This is a genomic window from Kitasatospora sp. MBT63 (genome assembly GCF_000710465.2).
GTDB lineage: Bacteria > Actinomycetota > Actinomycetes > Streptomycetales > Streptomycetaceae > Kitasatospora.
Genome location: NZ_JAIZ01000025.1, coordinates 1 through 17,193 on the forward strand (window position 1 = coordinate 1; position 17,193 = coordinate 17,193).

Genomic DNA, 17,193 nt, shown 5'->3' on the forward strand with positions numbered 1-17,193 from the left:
CCCGCGTGGCGGGCCGCGGCCCGGGCGCGGGCCCCCGCCGCGGTCCGGCCGGGGCAGGCCGGGGGCCGGGGAGGGGCGAGGGGGCGCCGGGGTCCGGTCAGGTACCGGCCGGGGCCGTCCGTCCGCTGCGGGCCCGCCACCGCGCCAGGTTCTCGGCCGCCGCCTCGCGGGCCCGCCGCTCGGCCTGCTCCCCGACCGGCACGGCCAGCCAGGGCTCCGCGGTCGCCCGCATCCCGGCCGCGAACCGCTCACCGAGCGCGGTCAGCGAGCCGGAGCCGGCCAGCACCGCCACCGAGTCCACCGTGTGCGCCCGCCAGGTGGCCAGCTGCAGCCGGGCGGCGTCGGCGGCGTCACTGCGCAGGCCGTCGTACGCCCGGACCCGGGTGGCCCAGAACTCGGTCACCGCGAGGTGTGCGTAGGTGCCCTGGAGCAGGCCCTCCAGCGGGCGCGGGTCCGGCCGCCAGGGGGCGTGGAACAGCCGGTCGTCGGCCGGGTCGTACAGGTCGTGGAAGTCCAGTACCGCGCCCAGCTTGACGTGCTGGAACTCGTGCGCGACCAGCAGCGCGAGGATCGGCGCGGTGGCCGGCCGGGCGATCCCGACCGCGCCGAACGCCTGCCGGGAGGCGGCGCTGATGTCGCGCCCTTCCGGGCCTGCGGTGAGCGGGGTGACGGTGCCGAGCCCGGCCCGGATGCCCGGCGCGTAGCCGGGCAGGTCCCGGCGGATCAGCTCCCAGGCCTCCTGCAGCGGGCCGGCCCAGTCGAGCACCTCGGCCCCGGTCAGCCGCCCGGCGACCGGCCACTGGTGGCTGTCGCGCTGCGGGTCGGTGTCCTCCAGGGCGACCGTCCAGCCGCCCGCCAGGACGAGCCGGCGCACCGGCTGCCAGGGGCCGCCCTCCGCGGTGTCCGCGGTGTTCGGGGTGTTCGGGGTGTCCCAGTCGATCCGCAGCGGCGCGGCGGCCGTGCGGACGGTGAAGCCCCCGGCGTCACCGGTCACCCGCGCGGTGGCGCCGGCCCGGTCCAGCAGGACCCGGCCGAGGCCGGGCAGCCGGAGCGCGCCCTCGTGGACCGGCAGCTCCAGCTCGAAGTCCACCCCGGCCCGCAGCGCGGCCACCGCGGCGGTCCCGGCGAGCGCGCCGAGGTCCGCGCCCGGCTCACCGTTCAGGCAGCGCACCGCCCAGGCGCGGACGTACGGGTGGGCGAGCGCCGCGTCCAGCGCCCGGGGGGCCTTCGCGTCCAGCGCGGTCAGCAGTTCCCAGGCCTCGGCGGTCTCCGCCCGGCCGGCCGCGACGGCCGCCAGCAGCCGCCGGGTCAGGCCGAGTTGGGCGGCGGCGAGGGCGGTGACGGTCGGTGCGCTGCCGTAGCCGTGCGCCAGTTCGTCCAACTGGGCCTCGGTGAGCACCGGTTCGACGGGGACGCTCTGCTCCGGGATGCCCGCCGGGCCGGGGGCCAGGTCGCGAATCGTGGTGATCAGCTTCATGAGGTCCCCGCAGAAGACGGACGGATTGGCGAAGCCACTGCCGTCGCCCCGGTAGCGGTGCGCATACAGGCCACCTCCGCAGGAGCGGACGACGGGGCAGGCACGGCAGTCGGTGCTCAGCCCGGCGAGACCGGACTGCCGCTCCATCATGCCCGGGTGGCGCGCGACTTCATCCAGGGAGTGGGCGAAGATGTCGAAACCGGTCGCGGGTGCGCCGTCGTACGCCGTCTTCAGGCTGTCGGCCTGCTCGAGTTCGCCGTCGGTCTCGATCACCACCAGATCGGCCGGGTCGAGGCCCAGGGACTCGGTCAGGCTGGTCCTTCCGCGCAGCGTGCGGTGGACCGACTCGAAGATCCGGACCGGTACCGGGCGGCCGGCCGCCGTCCAGCGGTCGTAGACGGCGATCAGCCAGTCCGCGTAGGGCGTTCGGCCCATCCCGGGGGGGCGTTTCGGCGGAGTGTCCCAGGTCGCGTGGGGCAGCAGGAAGTCGATCCGGGGCGGCTCGAGCTCGATCAGCGCATCCAGCACGGCGGCCGGGTCGTTCTCGACGTCGATGGTGCACAGCAGTCCGGCGTACAGGTGCCGGAACTCGCTCTCGCGCAGCAGTGCGACCGCCGCCAGCACCTTGGCGTGGCTGCTGCGGCCGTCGGCGAACCGGCGGTGCCGGTCGTTGGCGGCGCGGTCGCCGTCCAGCGAGATGCCGACCTTGATCCCGACCTGGTCGAAGAGGCGGCAGAACTCGCGGTCGAGCAGCACCCCGTTGGTGTGGATCCGCAGGTCCAGGGTGCATCCCACGGGCAGGGCGGCGCGCAGGAGTTCGGCGGCCCGACGCAGTCGCGCCGGGCCGGCCAGCAGGGGTTCCCCGCCGTGCAGGACCACGTGGACGGCCGGCAACCGGTGCGCACGGGCGTGCTCCCCGATCCGCTCGGCGGCCTTGGCCAGCACCTCGTCACTCGCGTGCCTGGGGCGCCCGCGCCAACTGGTGTCCGCATGTTCGTAGACATAGCAGTGGTCGCAGGCAAGGTCACAGCGACTGTGCACCTTCAGCACGAACTGCCTGAAGGGGACCGGGGTGAGGGTCATCGAGGTGGGGGGCCGTCGTCAGGGACGCACAGGAGTCCGGGGAACCGATTCTTCCCTCTCAGATGGAGGACTGGAAGGCGGCGACCGGGACCTGGCCGCGGGCCCCGCCCGGGAGCGCCCGGGAGAGCTGGGCGGCGAGCTCCTCGACACCCAGGGCGGCGAGGTCGGCCAGGGAGAGCCGGGTCGCGTCGAAATGATCGTCCGTCAGGTTCTCGGCGGGCTTGGCGGCAAGTGTGATGGTCATGGCGATGCCCCTCTTTTAGGCTTGCGCGATGGAGACCAGTTAGGTGACTTGCACTCAGATGCCGATGACGGAGGCCGTCGACGGTGGCGGGCCACTGCGACACGAGTCCAAGAAGACCATGCTAGGACACCGCCGCCGCTGCGAGCGCGCCCAGAGGTCAACGCACCCGCCGGATCTCCCGGGGAGCCCGCGGCGACCACTCGTTCAGCCGAAGCGCGCCCGCCGGGCCGGCCGGCAGGCGCCCTGACCGGCCCCGATCGCCACCCCGGGCCGACGCCCCGACGGCCTTCGCGTCACCATGGATTGACGCAGCGTCAGAACGCCAGGCCCCCGCCATGGACCGCCACCCGCAACGCCCCGGTTCCCGCCCGCGGACACAATCACCCGTCCGGAGGAACAGCGCCCCCGGCGACCCCCCGACAGCCCCTCCGCGGCCCCTCGGCGGCCTCTCCGCGATCCCGGAACGGGCCGGCCCGCCCCCTCACAGGGCCCCGGTCAAGGGCCCCGACCCCTCAGGGGCAGAGGCGCTCCACCCGCCAGCCGCCGCCGTCGGCGACGTAGCGCAGCCGGTCGTGCAGCCGGTTCTCCCGGCCCTGCCAGAACTCCACCGTCTCCGGGACCACCCGGTAGCCGCCCCAGAACGGCGGCACCGGCACGCCCTCGCCCTCCGGGTAGCGGGCCTCCAGATCGGCGTACCGGCGCTCCAGGACCTCCCGGCCGGCCACCGGGCTGGACTGCTCGCTGGCCCAGGCGCCGAGCTGGGAGCCGTGCGGCCGGGTCCGGAAGTAGGCGGCGGTCTCGTCCCGGCCGACCTTCTCCACCCGGCCGCCGACGATCACCTGGCGGGCCAGCGTGATCCACGGGAAGAGCAGGGAGGCGTACGGGTTGGCGGCGAGGTCCGTGCCCTTGCGCGAGCCGTAGTTGGTGTAGAAGACGAAGCCGCGCCGGTCGAAGCCCTTGAGCAGGACGGTGCGCGAGCCGGGGCGCCCGGCGGCGTCGGCGGTGGACAGCACCATCGCGTTGGGCTCGTCCACCCCGGCGTCGGCCGCGTCGTGGAACCAGTCGGTGAACTGGGTGAGCGGGTCGGCGGCGATCCGGTCCTCGAGCAGGCCGTCGTGCTGGTACTGCCGGCGCATCGCGGCCAGGTCCGGACCGGACCGGGTCTCGGTGCGCTTGGTCAGGGCTGTCGGGTGGCGTTCCGCGGTAGGCACCCCAACATCATCCCGTACGACAAGCGTCGGGTACCGCTACGTCTGTGCAAACCCGGGTGGGAGATAAGGTGTCTCGCCACCGCTCCACCGCCCGCCGCACGGGATGATTGTCCGGGAATGTCCGGCGATCCCCGGATTGTCCGCCGATGACGTCGGACCCGCGAGACCGGGTCGGCGCGGCCCGTGGGGGAAACATCACCGTGGTGGTGTATGGCGCAATGCACTGGGTGCCTGACAGTCTGACACCGAGTGCCAACCACCATCGGTCACCGGCGCGCCGCACCACCATGGCGACGCGCCGTATCGGATCACTGAAGGAGCCGTCTGATGTCCGATTTCGTACCCGGGCTCGAAGGGGTAGTCGCCTTCGAGAGCGAGATCGCCGAACCCGACCGTGAAGGCGGCGCCCTGCGCTACCGCGGTGTGGACATCGAGGACCTCGTGGGTCACGTCTCCTTCGGGCACGTGTGGGGTCTGCTGGTCGACGGGAAGTTCGCTCCCGGTCTGCCGGCCGCCGAGCCGTTCCCGATCCCGGTCCACTCCGGCGACATCCGGGTGGACGTGCAGTCCGCCCTCGCGATGCTCGCCCCGGTCTGGGGCCTCAAGCCGCTGCTCGACATCTCCGCCGAGCAGGCCCGCGACGACCTCGCCCGGGCCGCCGTGATGGCGCTGTCGTACGTGGCCCAGTCGGCCCGCGGCCAGGGCCGGCCGATGGTCCCGCAGAGCGAGATCGACAAGGCCGAGACCATCGTCGAGCGGTTCATGATCCGCTGGCGGGGCGAGCCCGACCCCAAGCACGTCAAGGCCGTCGACGCGTACTGGACCTCGGCCGCCGAGCACGGCATGAACGCCTCCACCTTCACCGCCCGCGTCATCGCCTCCACCGGCGCCGACGTGGCGGCCGCGCTCTCCGGCGCGGTCGGCGCGATGTCGGGCCCGCTGCACGGCGGCGCCCCGTCCCGGGTGCTCGGCATGATCGAGGAGATCGAGCGCACCGGCGACGCGGCCGGCTACGTGAAGAAGGCCCTCGACAAGGGCGAGCGCCTGATGGGCTTCGGCCACCGCGTCTACCGCGCCGAGGACCCCCGCGCCCGGGTGCTTCGCCGCACCGCCAAGGAGCTCGGCGCCCCGCGCTACGAGATCGCCGAGGCGCTGGAGAAGGCCGCGCTGGAGGAGCTGCACAACCGCCGCCCCGACCGCGTGCTCGCCACCAACGTGGAGTTCTGGGCCGCGATCATGCTGGACTTCGCCGAGGTCCCGGCGCACATGTTCACCTCGATGTTCACCTGCGCCCGGACGGCCGGCTGGTCCGCCCACATCCTGGAGCAGAAGCGCACCGGCCGCCTGGTGCGCCCGGCCGCCCGCTACATCGGCCCCGCCTCGCGCGGCCCGCAGGAGGTCGAGGGCTGGGACGCGCTGACGTCCTGAGTCCGCGGCCCACCGGGCCGTCGACCCGCTGAAGCCTCGTCACCCGATCGAGCGGGCCTGGAATCACCCTCCGGGCCCGCTCGAACACGCAGGACGACATCTCAGCGTGCGGACGAAGGCCACACAGGCGTTGCGCGGAGCAGTAGGCTGCCGCTGTGGCTCAGATCCAGATCCCCGCTGACATCAAGCCCGCCGACGGCCGTTTCGGCTGTGGCCCCTCCAAGGTCCGCCCGGAGGCGCTGAGCGCCCTCGCGGCCACCGGTACCTCTCTGCTGGGCACCTCGCACCGGCAGGCCCCGGTCAAGAACGTGGTCAAGCGCGTCCGTGAGGGCGTCGCCGACCTGTTCTCGCTGCCCGAGGGCTACCAGGTGGTACTGGGCAACGGCGGCTCCACCGCGTTCTGGGACATCGCGGCCTTCGGGCTCGTGCGCGAGAAGTCCCAGCACCTCAACTTCGGCGAGTTCTCCTCCAAGTTCGCCTCCTCGGTGAAGGCCGCCCCCTGGCTGGGCGACCCCTCGGTGATCAAGTCCGAGCCGGGCACCCACCCGCTGCCGGTCGCCGAGGCCGGGGTGGACGTCTACGCGCTCACCCACAACGAGACCTCGACCGGTGTGGCGATGCCGATCCGCCGCCCGGCCGGCGCCGACGAGGGCTCCCTGGTCCTGGTCGACGCCACCTCCGGCGCCGGCGGCCTGCCCGTCGACCTCACCGAGACCGACGTCTACTACTTCGCCCCGCAGAAGTCCTTCGCCTCCGAGGGCGGCCTGTGGCTGGCGACCTTCTCCCCGGCCGCCCTGGAGCGCGCCGCCGAGATCGCCGCCTCCGGCCGGTACATCCCGCCGTTCTTCGACCTGCCGACCGCGATCGACAACTCCTCGAAGGACCAGACGTACAACACCCCGTCGATCTCCACCCTCTTCCTGCTCGCCGAGCAGCTGGAGTGGCTGAACGGCAACGGCGGCCTGGACTGGGCGGTGGCGCGCACCGCGGAGTCCTCCTCGATCCTCTACACCTGGGCCGAGAAGTCCTCCTTCGCGCAGCCGTTCGTGGCCAAGGCCGAGGAGCGCTCGCAGGTGGTCGGCACCATCGACTTCGACGACTCCGTCGACGCGGCCGCCGTCGCCAAGGTGCTGCGCGCCAACGGCATCGTGGACACCGAGCCTTACCGCAAGCTCGGCCGCAACCAGCTGCGGATCGCGATGTTCCCGGCCGTCGACCCGGCGGACGTCCAGGCGCTCACCGCCTGCATCGACCACGTGGTCGGGCAGCTCTGACCCACCTCCGGCCCCGGCCGGACAGCGCGAGGGCCGCCACCCGGAACACGGGTGGCGGCCCTCGCCGCGTCGGGGGTGCGGCGGCTAGCGTCCGGCCAGCGAGCTGACCAGCACGACGGCCAGCAGCAGTACCAGGGCGCCGGTCACGATCCGCATACGAGTCTTGGGGTCCACGGTCATCGAGGTTACCCGGTGGCCCGCGCCGCCCGGGCCCGACCCCGCTCCGGGCCGTACGGACCGGCCGGCCGGGGCTGCGGGTCCTGCGCGGGGACCGGCCGCAGCTGCTCCTCCCCGCGGTACTGCTGGGCCCGGAAGACGGACGGCGCCACCCCCACCCGCCGGGTGAACAGCCGGGTGAAGTACGCCGGGTCCGCGTAGCCGACCCGGCGGGCCACCGCCGCCACCGGCAGCCCGCCGGCCGCCAGCAGCTCCTTGGCCTGGTTCAGCCGGACGGTCAGCAGGTACTCCTTCGGCCCGGCCGCGCCGACCGCCCGCACCGCCCGGCGCAGCTCCGCCACCGTCATCCGGGCCCGGCGGGCGTGGTCGGCCACCGACAGCGGCAGGCAGGCGTCCCGGCGCAGCGCCTCCAGGACCGGCGCGCCCTGCGGGTCCAGGCCGGCCCGGTGCCGGTGCAGCTCCACCAGCAGCTCGTGCACCCCGGCGGCGGCCTCCGCCCCGGCCGGCGGGCCGTCGCGGCGGCAGGCCGCGGCGATCTTGGCCAGCACCCGCTGGGCGGGCTCGGCGGCGTCCAGCTGCACCACCGCGGCGTCGGGCAGCAGACCCAGCTCGGCGTAGGCCGCGGTGGCCGGCCCGGTGAAGTCCACGAACGACTCGGACCAGCCGCTCTCGTCCGGCGCGTAGTGGTGCGCGACGCCGGGGCGCAGCCACAGCACCGCGGGCCCGGTCACCGGCCGGCGGGTGCCGTCCGGCTCCTCGAACCAGCCGCGGCCGCGGGTCACCACCACCGCCACCCAGTGGTCCAGGGTGCGGGGCCCGACCGTGGGCAGCCGGCCGCGCTGCATGCCGACGCCCAGGCAGGCCAGCCCGGTGCGCAGCTGGGCCGGGCCCGGGGTGAGGTACTGCCACCAGCGTTCCACCTGTCGTCCCTCCCTCACCGGAGTGCCCGGGTGCGTCCGACAATCCAACACGCCGCCGGGCTTTGTCCATGGTCCCGGCCGGGTCGTTGCCGCAGGCTGGGGGCATGCTCACCTACGACTCCACCGGCTTCCTCCTCGACGGGCGCCCGCTGCGGATCCTCTCCGGGGCGGTGCACTACTTCCGCACCCGGCCCGAGCAGTGGCCCGCCCGGCTGGCCGCGCTGCGCGCGATGGGTCTGAACACCGTCGAGACCTATGTCCCGTGGAACCTGCACGAGCCGGCCGAGGGCCGCTTCGAGCGGCTGCCGGAGCTGGCCGCCTTCCTGGACGAGGCGGCCCGGCAGGGGCTGTGGGCGATCGTCCGGCCCGGTCCGTACATCTGCGCGGAGTGGGACAACGGCGGGCTGCCGGCCTGGCTGACGGCCCGGGTGGGCCGCCGGGCCAGGACCGCCGACCCGGGCTACCTGGCCGCCGTCGACGCCTTCTTCGACGTGCTGCTGCCGGCCGTGGTGGAGCGCCAGGCGGACCGGGGCGGCAACGTGCTGCTGGTCCAGGTGGAGAACGAGTACGGCTCCTTCGGCAGCGACCGCGGCTACCTGCGGCACCTGGCGGACGGGCTGCTGCGCCGGGGCGTCACGGTGCCGCTGTTCACCTCGGACGGACCGGAGGACCACATGCTGGCCGCCGGGACGCTCCCCGGGGTGCTGGCCACCGTCAACTTCGGCTCCGAGCCGGAGGCCGGTTTCGAGGCGCTGCGCCGTCACCGGCCCGAGGACCCGCTGTTCTGCATGGAGTACTGGAACGGCTGGTTCGACCACTGGGACAAGCCGCACCATACCCGGGACGCCGCCGACGCGGCCGACACGCTGCGCCGGATCCTGGCGGCCGGCGGCTCGGTCAACCTCTACATGGCGCACGGCGGGACCAACTTCGGCACCACCGCCGGGGCCAACCACCAGGACGCGCCGTTCAACTCGACCGAGTGGACCCGCTCGCCGTTCCAGCCGGTGACCACCTCCTACGACTACGACGCGCCGCTGGACGAGCGGGGTGCGCCGACCGAGAAGTACCGGCTGTTCCAGGCGGTACTGGCCGAGTTCGCCGCCGAGCACCCGGACCAGGCACGCTTCCTGGACGACCGGACGCCCGCCTTCCCCGAGCTCCCGCCGGTGCTGGCACCGGGCCGGGTGCCGCTGACCGGGTTCGCCGCGCTGCCGTTCGGACCGGCCGTGCCGGACCCGGTGCCGCCGACCCTGGAGGAGCTGGGCCTGGAGCAGGGCCTGGTCCGCTACACCTTCCGGGTACCGGACGCGGGGTCGGCCGCCGGGCTGCGCGTCGAGGGGCTGCGGGACCGGGCGACGCTGCGGGTGGACGGCAAGCGGGTGGCGGAGCTGTACCGGGGCGTCGCGGCGGAGCCGGTGCAGGTGGCGGGCGGCAGCGAGGTGGAGCTGCTGGTGGAGTCGCTGGGCCGGGTCAACTACGGCCCGCAGCTGGGCGAGACCAAGGGCATCACGGGCGGGGTCCGCTTCGAGCGGCAGTACCTGCACGGCTGCCGGGCCGAGCCGCTGGCCCTGGAGCCGCTGCCGGCGGCGGAGTTCGGCCCCGGCGAGCCCGGCTCGGAGGTGCTCGCCCGGGGCACGCTGACCCTGGAGACCACCGGGGACGCCTTCCTCGCCGTCCCCGGCGGCCTGCACGGGTACCTGTGGGTGAACGGCTTCCTGCTCGGCCGGTACGACGCGGGCGGCCCGCAGGTCACGCTCTTCTGTCCGCAGCCGCTGCTACGCGAGGGCGCCAACGAGCTGGTGGTGCTGGAGCTCGGCGACGCCGCCCCGGCGGCGGTGGAGCTGCGCACGGCGCCCGAGCTGGGGTGACACCCCGGGGGAGCGCCGCGGCGCCGCTCAGCCGGCCTCCCAGCGGGCCAGCGGCCAGCTGGACAGGCTCCGGTAGCGGGAGGGCCCGAAGCCGGTCTCGCTGAGCATCAGGTGCAGCTCGGCGGCCTCCCACTCGGCGCCCCGGAACTCCTCCAGCGCGCCGGCCATCGCGTGCAGGTCGCCCACCGCCGAGCGCCGTTCGGCCCGCCGCTGCCCGTGCGAGGAGCCGGCCCGGGCCAGCGTGAGGTGCGGGTGGAAGCCGTGCTGGTCCGACTCGATCCCGAGCTCGGGCAGCACGGCGCGCACGCCCTCGGCCAGCCGCCGCAGCGCCCACACCTCGCCCGCCACCCCGGCCCACAGCACCCGGTCGCCGAAGGTGCCGCCGCCGGCCAGCCGGAGCCGGTGCGCGCCGTGCTCCTCGGCGACCCGGGCGAGCAGCGGCTCCAGCCGGGGCACCTCGGCGGCCGGCACCTCGCCCAGGAAGGCGAGCGTGAGGTGCCAGCCGGCCACCTCGCTCCAGCGCAGCCGGTCGGCGCCCGGCAGCTCGTGCAACGGTGCGGCCGCGTCCACCAGTTCCTGGAGCGCCGCCGCCGGCGGGTTGACCGCCACGAAGAGTCTCATGGCGCCATCCTGCCGTCCGGGCACGGCGCTCTCCTGCCGATTTCCCGGCGCGCGGCCGGCCGTGGCGGTTAGAACTGTCCCATGAACATCAGAACCGGAGGACCCGAGGACACCGCCGACACCCTCGCCCTGCTCGACTCCGCCGTCGCCTGGCTGGTCTCGCTCGGCCGCACCGGCCAGTGGGGCGAGCAGCCGTGGACCAGCCATCCGACCGCCGTCGAACGCACCGAGCGGTACGCGCGCGACTACCTGCTGCGGGTCGCCGAGGACACCGAGGGCCGGACGGTCGGAGTCTGCGTGCTGGCCGAGGAGATCCCCTCGTACGCCACCCCGGTGGACCGACCCGAGCTGTACGTCCGGCTGCTGGTGACCGACCGGAGCCGCAAGGGCACCGGCGTCGGCGCCGCGCTGATCGCCGACGCGGTCGAGGAGACCCGGCGCCGCGGCCTCGGCCTGCTGCGGGTGGACTGCTACGCCGGGGACGACCGCCGGCTGGTCGCCCAGTACGAGCGGCTCGGCTTCACCGCCACGGACGCCTTCGAGGTCGAGCAGAGCAGCGGGCCGTGGCCGGGCCAGATCCTGGAGATCAGGGTCTGACGGCCGGGAGACGGCCGGGCCCCCGCCGGTCGGACGGGGGCCCGGCCGGAGCTCAACTCGCGGTGGCCAGCTGGTCCCTGGACACCGAGCGGGGCACGAAGGCCACCACCCGGCTGCCCCGGTGCAGGTCGACCCGCACCTTCAGGTCCGCGGCCCGGGCCAGCACCAGGCCGACCACGGCCGCCGCCAGCGCGGAGACCGCGCCGCAGGCGAGCAGGCCGAGCCGCGGCCCGTAGGCGGAGGTGACCCAGCCGACCAGCGGTGCGCCGATCGGGGTGCCGCCGGTGAAGACCAGCACCAGCAGGCCCATCACCCGGCCGCGCATCGCGGGGTCGGTGGCCAGCTGCAGGGCCGAGTTGACCGCGGTGTTGAAGGTCAGCCCGAACACGCCGATCAGGGTCAGCAGGGCGGCGAAGGTCCAGTACCCGGGCGCGAACGCGGCAGCCACCTCCAGCACGCCGAACGCCAGCGCGGCCGCCACCAGCCTGCGCAGCCGCGGCGAGCCGCGGCGGGCCGCCAGCAGCGCGCCGACCAGCGAACCGACCGCCATCGCGGTGTTCAGCAGCCCGTACTCGCCGGGGCCGACCTTGAAGGTGCCGTAGGCGAAGCCGGACAGCAGGGTCGGGAAGTTGAACCCGAAGGTCCCGATGAACCCGGCCAGCACCATCGGCCAGAGCAGCTCGGGCCGCTCGCGCACGTAGCGCAGCCCCTCGCGCAGCTGGCCCTTCTCACGGGCGATCGGCGCGGTCGGCCGCAGTTCGGCCGTGCGCATCGCGAGCAGTCCGCCGATCACGGCGGCGAAGGACAGCGCGTTGACCGCGAACGCCCAGCCGCTGCCCACGGCGGCGATCAGCAGACCGGCGACGGCCGGGCCGACCAGGCGCGCGCACTGGAAGTTGGCGGCGTTCAGGCTGACCGCGTTGGCCAGGTCCCGGGGTCCGACCATCTCGCTGACGAAGGCCTGCCGGGTCGGGTTGTCGACCACGGTGACCAGGCCGAGCAGCAGCGCGAACAGGTAGACCCAGTACTCGGTCACGGCGCCGGTGACGGTCATCACCGCGAGGCCGGCGGCCAGCAGGCCCATCACGCCCTGGGTCAGGATCAGCAGCCGCCGCTTGGGCAGCCGGTCGGCGAGCACGCCGCCCCACAGGCCCAGCAGCAGCATCGGGAGGAACTGCATCGCGGTGGTCACACCGACCGCGAACGGGCTGCCGGTGAGGCTCAGCACCAGCCAGTCCTGGGCGATCCGCTGCATCCAGGTCCCCGAGTTGGAGACGATCTGGCCGGCGAAGAAGTAGCGGTAGTTACGGACCCGCAGCGAGGAGAACATCCCGCCGGGCCGGGTGAAGCGGGCCCCCGTGGGGCCGTCGGTGGTACGGGTGGTGCTGTCCCCCGCGGGGGCGGACGCGGCGGTGGAGGCCGCCGCGGTGCGTTCGCAGGGGTCGTCGTCGCCGGTGCCCGGCAGGCCCACGGGGGCGGGCGCCTGGCTCTCGGCGGTGGCGGCGGTGGCCGTCACGGGGTCGGTGGCTCGGTGGTGGGTACGACTGGCGGCGCTGGCTGCGGCCGGCGGTGTCACGTGGTGCTCCCCTCGGTGCGCGGCGGCGGGCAGGTGCGCCGCCGCGCTACTGGTCTTCCTGATCGGTCCTGCGGTGATGCGGTACTCCTTCGTGTTGCCGTGCCTGATGTCGTCCGGTGCCGTCCCGGGCCCGCGGGCCCGGAGCGGGCAGCTCAGAGGTGGGCGAGCTTGTAGAGCACGGGCGCCGCCGCACGCAGCTGCGCCCACTCCTCCTCGGTCAGCCCGCCGGCCAGTTCGGCCAGCCAGGCGTTGCGCCGCCGACGGCTCTCGGCGAGCATCGCCTCGGCCTCCTCGGTACTGCTGACGACCACCTGGCGGCGGTCGTCCGGGTGCGGTTCGCGCCGCACCAGTCCCTTCTCCTCCAGCATCGCGATGATCCTGGTCATGGACGGCGGCTGGACGTGCTCCTTCCTGGCGAGCTCGCCAGGGGTGGCGCTGCCGCACCGGCCGAGGGTGCCCAGCACCCCGATCTCGGTGGGACTCAACGACTCCTCGACCCGCTGGTTTCTCAGCCGGCGGGCAAGGCGCATCGCGGACGAACGCAGCTGGCTGATCGCCGCCAGGTCGTCCTCGGACATCTCGGGCATGTCCTTAGACTATGTCATTACCCTCGCTAAGGAAAATCCGTTTCCCACCCGCCCCAGCCGGCGCGCCGGCCGGTCGGCACGCCCGCGCCGCGGCATCGCCCATCCCTCCCCCGGAACGGCCCGGATGCGGCATGATTATCGAACACCTGATCGATCAGCTAGGGAGAACGCGCCATGCCCGGATTCGCCGACCTCGCCATGGTCAACATCGACTGCGCCGACCCGGTCGAACTCGCCGAGTTCTACGGCGCCCTGCTCGGCTGGGAGCTCGCCCACAGCCAGCCCGAGTACACGATGCTCGCCAACCCGGCCCGGGGCGGCGCCCCGATCGGCTTCGGCCGGGTCGACGGCCACCGCCCGGCCGCGTGGCCGGACCCGGACGGCAGCAAGCAGTTCCACCTGGACTTCTACGTCGACGACGTGGAGCAGGCCGTCGCCCGCGCCCAGGAACTCGGCGCCGTCCGGCCGGACCACCAGCCGGGCGAGAGCTGGACCGTCATGCTGGACCCGGCCGGCCATCCGTTCTGCCTCTGCCGCCGCTGAGCCCCGCCGCGCCGGTCCCCGGTGCCCCGCCCGCCCGGGGCACCGGTCCGCGCAGGTGCTCCGGCGTCCCGGCCCCGCGGGTGCGGTGCACGAACGCCCGCCGCAGCGCGTGGTACGGCTCGCCCGGCTCGAAGAAGGCTCGCCGCATCCGGTCCAGCTCGTGCGCCCGGTACGCCGCCAGCGGACGCTCCCGCTCCTGCGCCGCCCGCCGCTGCTTCTTCGCCAGCAGCCGCTCGGTGAGCTCCGGCGAGGCGGCGAGCGCCGCCGCCTCGCGTTCGACCCAGGCCCGGAACCCCGCGGTGGTGTCGTCCCGCACCCGGTCGACCAGCCCCAGCCGGGCCGCCTCGGGTGCGCCGAGCGGCAGCGCGTCCCCGGTCAGCCGCCGGGCCTGCTCCTCGCCGACCCGGCGGGGCAGCGTGCAGGTCCAGTACTCGGAGCCGTACAGGCCCATCAGCCGGTAGTGCGGATTGAGCACCGCCGAGGCCCGGCACCACACCTCGTCGGCGGCGATGGCGAGCATCAGGCCGCCGGCCGCCGCGTTGCCGGCCAGCACCGAGACGGTCGGCTTCTCGGTGGTCAGCACCGCCTCGACCAGGTCGTCCATCGCGTTGATGTTCCGCCAGGACTCCTCACCGGGATCCGCGGCGGCCTCGATCACGTTCAGGTGGATGCCGTTGGAGAAGAAGTCCCGGACCGGTCCGAGCACCAGGACGGCGGTCGGCCGCTCGCAGGCCGCCCGGTGGGCCGCCAGCAGCCGCTCGCACTGCCCGGTGCTCATCGCCCCGCCGGGGAAGGCGAATTCGAGGTACCCGACGTCGTCCTTCTCCCGGTAGCGCAGCTCGGACCAGGTGTCCCGGCAGGCCGCCGCGGCCGGGGTCACCGGCACCTCGGGCACCCCCGCCAGCGCTTCGCCCAGCACCAGGGCCGCGGGCAGCTTGTACGTCACCGGGCCGCCCGGTGCCCGCCGCGGGCGCAGCTGCGGGATCCACACCGCGCCGTCGGCGGTGGCCCGGCACACCGCGCCGTCCCTGGTCGCCAGGACTGCGCCCGGCTCGCCGCGCAGCCGGTCCTCCCGGTGGCCGCCGTGCAGGTAGTACTCGCGGCCGAACAGGGTGTCCAGCACGCCGGGTTGCGAGTCCGCGGCGCGCAGCCTGCGCAGCACCGCGTCGGTGCCGTCCACCGCCCAGTCGATCCGCCGGAACTCCTGCGCGTGGTACGGACGCATCGGCCCCCTCGCGCCCGGAGCGGGGACGAAGCTGCCGCCGGCCCAGCGTTCGACCGCCAGCGCGACGGCCCCGGACGCCGCGTCGGCGACCTCGGTGCGGTACAACTCGCTCTTGCCGCACGGCCGTACGGTGAACGGGACGGTGGCCCAGACCGGGCCGCCGTCAAGCTCGGCGGTGGCCCGGAGCACGGTGACGCCCCACTCGGCGGCGCCGTCGGCGATCGCCCAGTCCAGCGAGGAGGGCCCGCGGTCGCCGGGCGGCCCGGGGTGGACGATCAGCACCGGGTGGCGGCGCCAGACGTCCTCGGGCACCGCGCAGGTCAGCATCGGCGCCACCAGCAGGTCGGGGGCGAAGCGCTCGACGGCCGCCGACGGCGGTTCCCCGCCGGGCATCAGCTCCACGGCGACGGTGTGGCCCCGCTCGCGCAGGTCGCAGTGGATGCGCTGGGTCAGGCTGTTGAACGCGCTGGCGAGGAGCAGGATGCGCACGGCGCCCTCCGGCGGCACGGCGGCCGGACCGGGCGCGCCCGGCGCCGGAGCGGACCGGACCCCGCCGGAGGTACCCGGCCGTGACGGGTCGTCACGAACTCCGGCCCGGGGTGGCCGGAACAGGACCGTAGCGCGTCACTGGCCGATCAACTGGAAGGCGAGCCGCCCGAACCTCACCTGGTCCCCCGCCCGGACGAGCACCGCGCCGGCCACCCGCAGGCCGTTGACGTACGTGCCGTTGCTGGACCCCAGGTCCTGCAGCACCCAGCCCTGCGGCTCCAGCCGAAGTTCGGCGTGGACCCGGGACACCGAGGCGTCCCCGAGCCGCAGGTCGGAGCCGGTCTGCCGGCCGATCCGCAGCACACCGGCGCCCGGTCCCGGCAGGCACAGCCCCGGCAGCTGCTCGGTCTCCCAGCTGCGCCGCAGCCGGACCTTGAACGCCGACACCCCGGCGACCGCGCGCAGCAGCGCCCTGGACACCCGGCCGTAGGTTCGCAGATCGGCCACCACGGTGGCCAGTTCGGCCCGGCTCTTGGCGGTGAGCACCAGCTCCATCCGGCGGATGAAGGTGTCGTGGGAGAGCTGCCCGCTGCCGACCCCCTCCCGCAGCACGTCCAGCGCCCGGTCGCGGTCGGCCTGCGACGGCCGGGCCACCTGGGTGCGGAACTCGAGAGAGGTCATGGACAGATTGTCGGCGCGCCGACCTGGCCCTGTCCAGATTCCGTCCCGGCGGCTACCGCGGGTACGGACCGCGCCGGAGCCCGTCCGGGGTGAGCACCCCGAGCAGGTACCCGTCGTCGTCGACCACCGGCCACACCTGCAGCGACCTCACCTCCATCGCCACGGCGGCCAGCCCGATCCCCAACTCCGGCCAGGCGTACGGCCCGATGTCATGGGCGACCTCCCGGACCGGGACGGTCCGCGCGGACCGGGCGACCGCGAGGAAGGGCGCGAGCTGGGCCCTGGTCACCACGCCCGAGCAGCGGCCGTCGTGGTCACGCAGCACCAGGTACGGGACGTGCGCCCCGCGCAGGATCTCGCCGACCCGGTCGACGGCCGTGTCGTCGGCGATCTGGAACTCGGGGTCGGTCATCGCGTCGCGGACGGTGGCAGCCGGGCTGCCGGGTACCGGCGGAGCGGTCAGGGTGGTCAGGGTGGTCATGAGGCACCGAACCTGCCCCCGGGCCGGCCGTACACCTGCCCGGCGTTGTCACTCACCCAGAACGCCCCGGAGATGGGTGACCGGATGGCGAAGTGCCCTGGACACCGCCAACGGTACTCCGCGGGTGCACGCACGCGGAGTACCGTTGGGAGCTACCAAGGACGTATCCCCTCCGGCGACCACGCCGGTGTCACCCTGGTCGGACAGTCGGCCCGCGCGCGGGCCGGGACGGGCGGCACCCGTGTTGCCGAAGCAGCCCCCGACGTTCCCGATGCTCCTCCCCCGCCTGGCCCTGGAGACCACGCTCTCCCGGGACGGCATGTTCGACGGCGCCTGGTGGCCCCGCACCCTGCACATCGAGGACGAACTGCCGGACCTGATCACGGCCCTGTCCGCGCACTACGGCCACATCCTGAGGGTCGGTCTGGACACCTCGGCCTGGGACACCGTCCCCCGCTCGGTCCAGGTCCACGGCCTGGAGGTCCGGATCGCCCGTTTCTCCGCCAGCGGCGACACCATGAGCCTCACCCGCGGGCTGCAGGACCAGTTCGTCCTGCTGGTCGTCCCCCCGGACACCGACCCGCTGCTGGCCGCCACCGCCATGTCCCGCGCCGCCGGCTCCGGCAACCGCGCCACGGCCGCCGAGCTGCTGGCCCCGGGCCGACCGGCCTGACCGGCGGGCCCGCGACGCGGCGGGCCCGCCGCCTT

At 74.5% G+C, this 17,193-nt stretch carries 16 protein-coding genes; 6 read left to right on the forward strand and 10 right to left on the reverse strand.

The genetic code is table 11. The features are described from left to right. Positions 1 to 97: 97 nt before the first annotated feature. From AA75_RS01640 to pdxH, 3 genes are all read right to left on the reverse strand, one after another. The gene (locus AA75_RS01640; RefSeq protein WP_033817857.1) at positions 98 to 2,560 is read right to left on the reverse strand and encodes an FxsB family cyclophane-forming radical SAM/SPASM peptide maturase; all 2,463 of its coding nucleotides are present in this window, start codon (positions 2,558 to 2,560) and stop codon (positions 98 to 100) included. A 58-nt stretch (positions 2,561 to 2,618) separates the two neighbouring features. Continuing rightward, positions 2,619 to 2,804, reverse strand: coding sequence for an FxSxx-COOH cyclophane-containing RiPP peptide (fxsA, locus tag AA75_RS01645; RefSeq protein WP_033817858.1), 186 nt, complete (start codon positions 2,802 to 2,804; stop codon positions 2,619 to 2,621). Positions 2,805 to 3,316: 512 nt separating this feature from the next. After that, positions 3,317 to 3,940, reverse strand: a complete 624-nt coding sequence (gene pdxH, locus AA75_RS01650) for a pyridoxamine 5'-phosphate oxidase (protein WP_149037886.1) — start codon at positions 3,938 to 3,940, stop codon at positions 3,317 to 3,319. A gap of 402 nt (positions 3,941 to 4,342) precedes the next feature. Here pdxH and AA75_RS01655 point away from each other — a divergent pair, with 402 nt between their 5' ends. Together AA75_RS01655 and serC are read left to right on the forward strand one after the other, a co-directional pair. After that, positions 4,343 to 5,443, forward strand: coding sequence for a citrate synthase 2 (locus AA75_RS01655; protein WP_033817859.1), 1,101 nt, complete (start codon positions 4,343 to 4,345; stop codon positions 5,441 to 5,443). Positions 5,444 to 5,598: 155 nt separating this feature from the next. Next, entirely contained in the window at positions 5,599 to 6,717 is a 1,119-nt protein-coding gene (gene serC, locus AA75_RS01660) for a phosphoserine transaminase (RefSeq protein WP_033817860.1), read from the forward strand. 185 nt (positions 6,718 to 6,902) lie between these two features. Here the strand turns inward: serC and AA75_RS01665 are convergent, their stop codons facing one another. Continuing rightward, complete coding sequence (locus AA75_RS01665) at positions 6,903 to 7,814, reverse strand: AraC family transcriptional regulator (RefSeq protein WP_063794259.1); 912 nt, start codon at positions 7,812 to 7,814, stop codon at positions 6,903 to 6,905. A 104-nt stretch (positions 7,815 to 7,918) separates the two neighbouring features. Here AA75_RS01665 and AA75_RS01670 point away from each other — a divergent pair, with 104 nt between their 5' ends. Beyond that, positions 7,919 to 9,685: a beta-galactosidase family protein gene (locus tag AA75_RS01670; protein WP_033817861.1), complete on the forward strand. Its 1,767-nt coding sequence runs from the start codon at positions 7,919 to 7,921 to the stop codon at positions 9,683 to 9,685. A gap of 27 nt (positions 9,686 to 9,712) precedes the next feature. On the opposite strand, the gene thpR is transcribed toward AA75_RS01670, so the two are convergent. Beyond that, complete coding sequence (gene thpR / locus AA75_RS01675; protein WP_033817862.1) at positions 9,713 to 10,306, reverse strand: RNA 2',3'-cyclic phosphodiesterase; 594 nt, start codon at positions 10,304 to 10,306, stop codon at positions 9,713 to 9,715. An 81-nt stretch (positions 10,307 to 10,387) separates the two neighbouring features. Here thpR and AA75_RS01680 point away from each other — a divergent pair, with 81 nt between their 5' ends. After that, positions 10,388 to 10,903: a GNAT family N-acetyltransferase gene (locus tag AA75_RS01680; protein WP_082526168.1), complete on the forward strand. Its 516-nt coding sequence runs from the start codon at positions 10,388 to 10,390 to the stop codon at positions 10,901 to 10,903. 52 nt (positions 10,904 to 10,955) lie between these two features. Here AA75_RS01680 and AA75_RS01685 read toward each other — a convergent pair whose 3' ends face one another. Both AA75_RS01685 and AA75_RS01690 read right to left on the reverse strand, forming a co-directional pair. Then, positions 10,956 to 12,233, reverse strand: a complete 1,278-nt coding sequence (locus AA75_RS01685) for an MFS transporter (protein ID WP_033817870.1) — start codon at positions 12,231 to 12,233, stop codon at positions 10,956 to 10,958. A gap of 398 nt (positions 12,234 to 12,631) precedes the next feature. Next, positions 12,632 to 13,066, reverse strand: coding sequence for a MarR family winged helix-turn-helix transcriptional regulator (locus AA75_RS01690; protein WP_033817863.1), 435 nt, complete (start codon positions 13,064 to 13,066; stop codon positions 12,632 to 12,634). Positions 13,067 to 13,240: 174 nt separating this feature from the next. On the opposite strand from AA75_RS01690, the gene AA75_RS01695 reads away from it, so the two are divergent. Next, the gene (locus AA75_RS01695; RefSeq protein ID WP_033817864.1) at positions 13,241 to 13,609 is read left to right on the forward strand and encodes a VOC family protein; all 369 of its coding nucleotides are present in this window, start codon (positions 13,241 to 13,243) and stop codon (positions 13,607 to 13,609) included. Here AA75_RS01695 and AA75_RS01700 read toward each other — a convergent pair. The 3 genes from AA75_RS01700 to AA75_RS01710 all read right to left on the reverse strand — a co-directional run bounded on the left by AA75_RS01700 (position 13,563) and on the right by AA75_RS01710 (position 16,485). After that, a complete protein-coding gene (locus AA75_RS01700) occupies positions 13,563 to 15,323 on the reverse strand; it encodes a hydrogenase maturation protein (RefSeq protein WP_051811569.1) in 1,761 nt (586 codons plus the stop codon). The two genes, AA75_RS01695 and AA75_RS01700, sit on opposite strands and share 47 nt — an antisense overlap. A gap of 135 nt (positions 15,324 to 15,458) precedes the next feature. Continuing rightward, complete coding sequence (locus tag AA75_RS01705; protein WP_033817865.1) at positions 15,459 to 16,004, reverse strand: DUF1707 and FHA domain-containing protein; 546 nt, start codon at positions 16,002 to 16,004, stop codon at positions 15,459 to 15,461. A 52-nt stretch (positions 16,005 to 16,056) separates the two neighbouring features. After that, positions 16,057 to 16,485 (reverse strand): CBS domain-containing protein, encoded by a 429-nt coding sequence (locus tag AA75_RS01710; protein ID WP_033817866.1) that lies wholly within the window; start codon positions 16,483 to 16,485, stop codon positions 16,057 to 16,059. A gap of 271 nt (positions 16,486 to 16,756) precedes the next feature. Between AA75_RS01710 and AA75_RS01715 the strand changes: the two genes are divergently transcribed. Further along, positions 16,757 to 17,158 carry a DUF5994 family protein gene (locus AA75_RS01715; RefSeq protein ID WP_051811571.1) on the forward strand — a complete coding sequence of 134 codons (402 nt, stop codon included), beginning with the start codon at positions 16,757 to 16,759 and terminating at the stop codon, positions 17,156 to 17,158. Positions 17,159 to 17,193 lie beyond the last annotated feature (35 nt).

What these genes read in the sequence shown, in the direction of transcription:
- AA75_RS01680 (WP_082526168.1), top strand. Translation starts at nt 10,388, where the DNA reads ATGAACATCAGAACCGGAGGACCCGAGGACACCGCCGACACCCTCGCC.
- AA75_RS01710 (WP_033817866.1), bottom strand. Translation starts at nt 16,485, where the DNA reads ATGACCACCCTGACCACCCTGACCGCTCCGCCGGTACCCGGCAGCCCG.
- thpR (WP_033817862.1), bottom strand. Translation starts at nt 10,306, where the DNA reads ATGAGACTCTTCGTGGCGGTCAACCCGCCGGCGGCGGCGCTCCAGGAA.
- AA75_RS01705 (WP_033817865.1), bottom strand. Translation starts at nt 16,004, where the DNA reads ATGACCTCTCTCGAGTTCCGCACCCAGGTGGCCCGGCCGTCGCAGGCC.
- AA75_RS01715 (WP_051811571.1), top strand. Translation starts at nt 16,757, where the DNA reads ATGCTCCTCCCCCGCCTGGCCCTGGAGACCACGCTCTCCCGGGACGGC.
- fxsA (WP_033817858.1), bottom strand. Translation starts at nt 2,804, where the DNA reads ATGACCATCACACTTGCCGCCAAGCCCGCCGAGAACCTGACGGACGAT.
- pdxH (WP_149037886.1), bottom strand. Translation starts at nt 3,940, where the DNA reads ATGCGCCGGCAGTACCAGCACGACGGCCTGCTCGAGGACCGGATCGCC.
- AA75_RS01655 (WP_033817859.1), top strand. Translation starts at nt 4,343, where the DNA reads ATGTCCGATTTCGTACCCGGGCTCGAAGGGGTAGTCGCCTTCGAGAGC.
- AA75_RS01685 (WP_033817870.1), bottom strand. Translation starts at nt 12,233, where the DNA reads ATGTTCTCCTCGCTGCGGGTCCGTAACTACCGCTACTTCTTCGCCGGC.
- AA75_RS01670 (WP_033817861.1), top strand. Translation starts at nt 7,919, where the DNA reads ATGCTCACCTACGACTCCACCGGCTTCCTCCTCGACGGGCGCCCGCTG.
- AA75_RS01690 (WP_033817863.1), bottom strand. Translation starts at nt 13,066, where the DNA reads ATGCCCGAGATGTCCGAGGACGACCTGGCGGCGATCAGCCAGCTGCGT.
- AA75_RS01640 (WP_033817857.1), bottom strand. Translation starts at nt 2,560, where the DNA reads ATGACCCTCACCCCGGTCCCCTTCAGGCAGTTCGTGCTGAAGGTGCAC.
- AA75_RS01695 (WP_033817864.1), top strand. Translation starts at nt 13,241, where the DNA reads ATGCCCGGATTCGCCGACCTCGCCATGGTCAACATCGACTGCGCCGAC.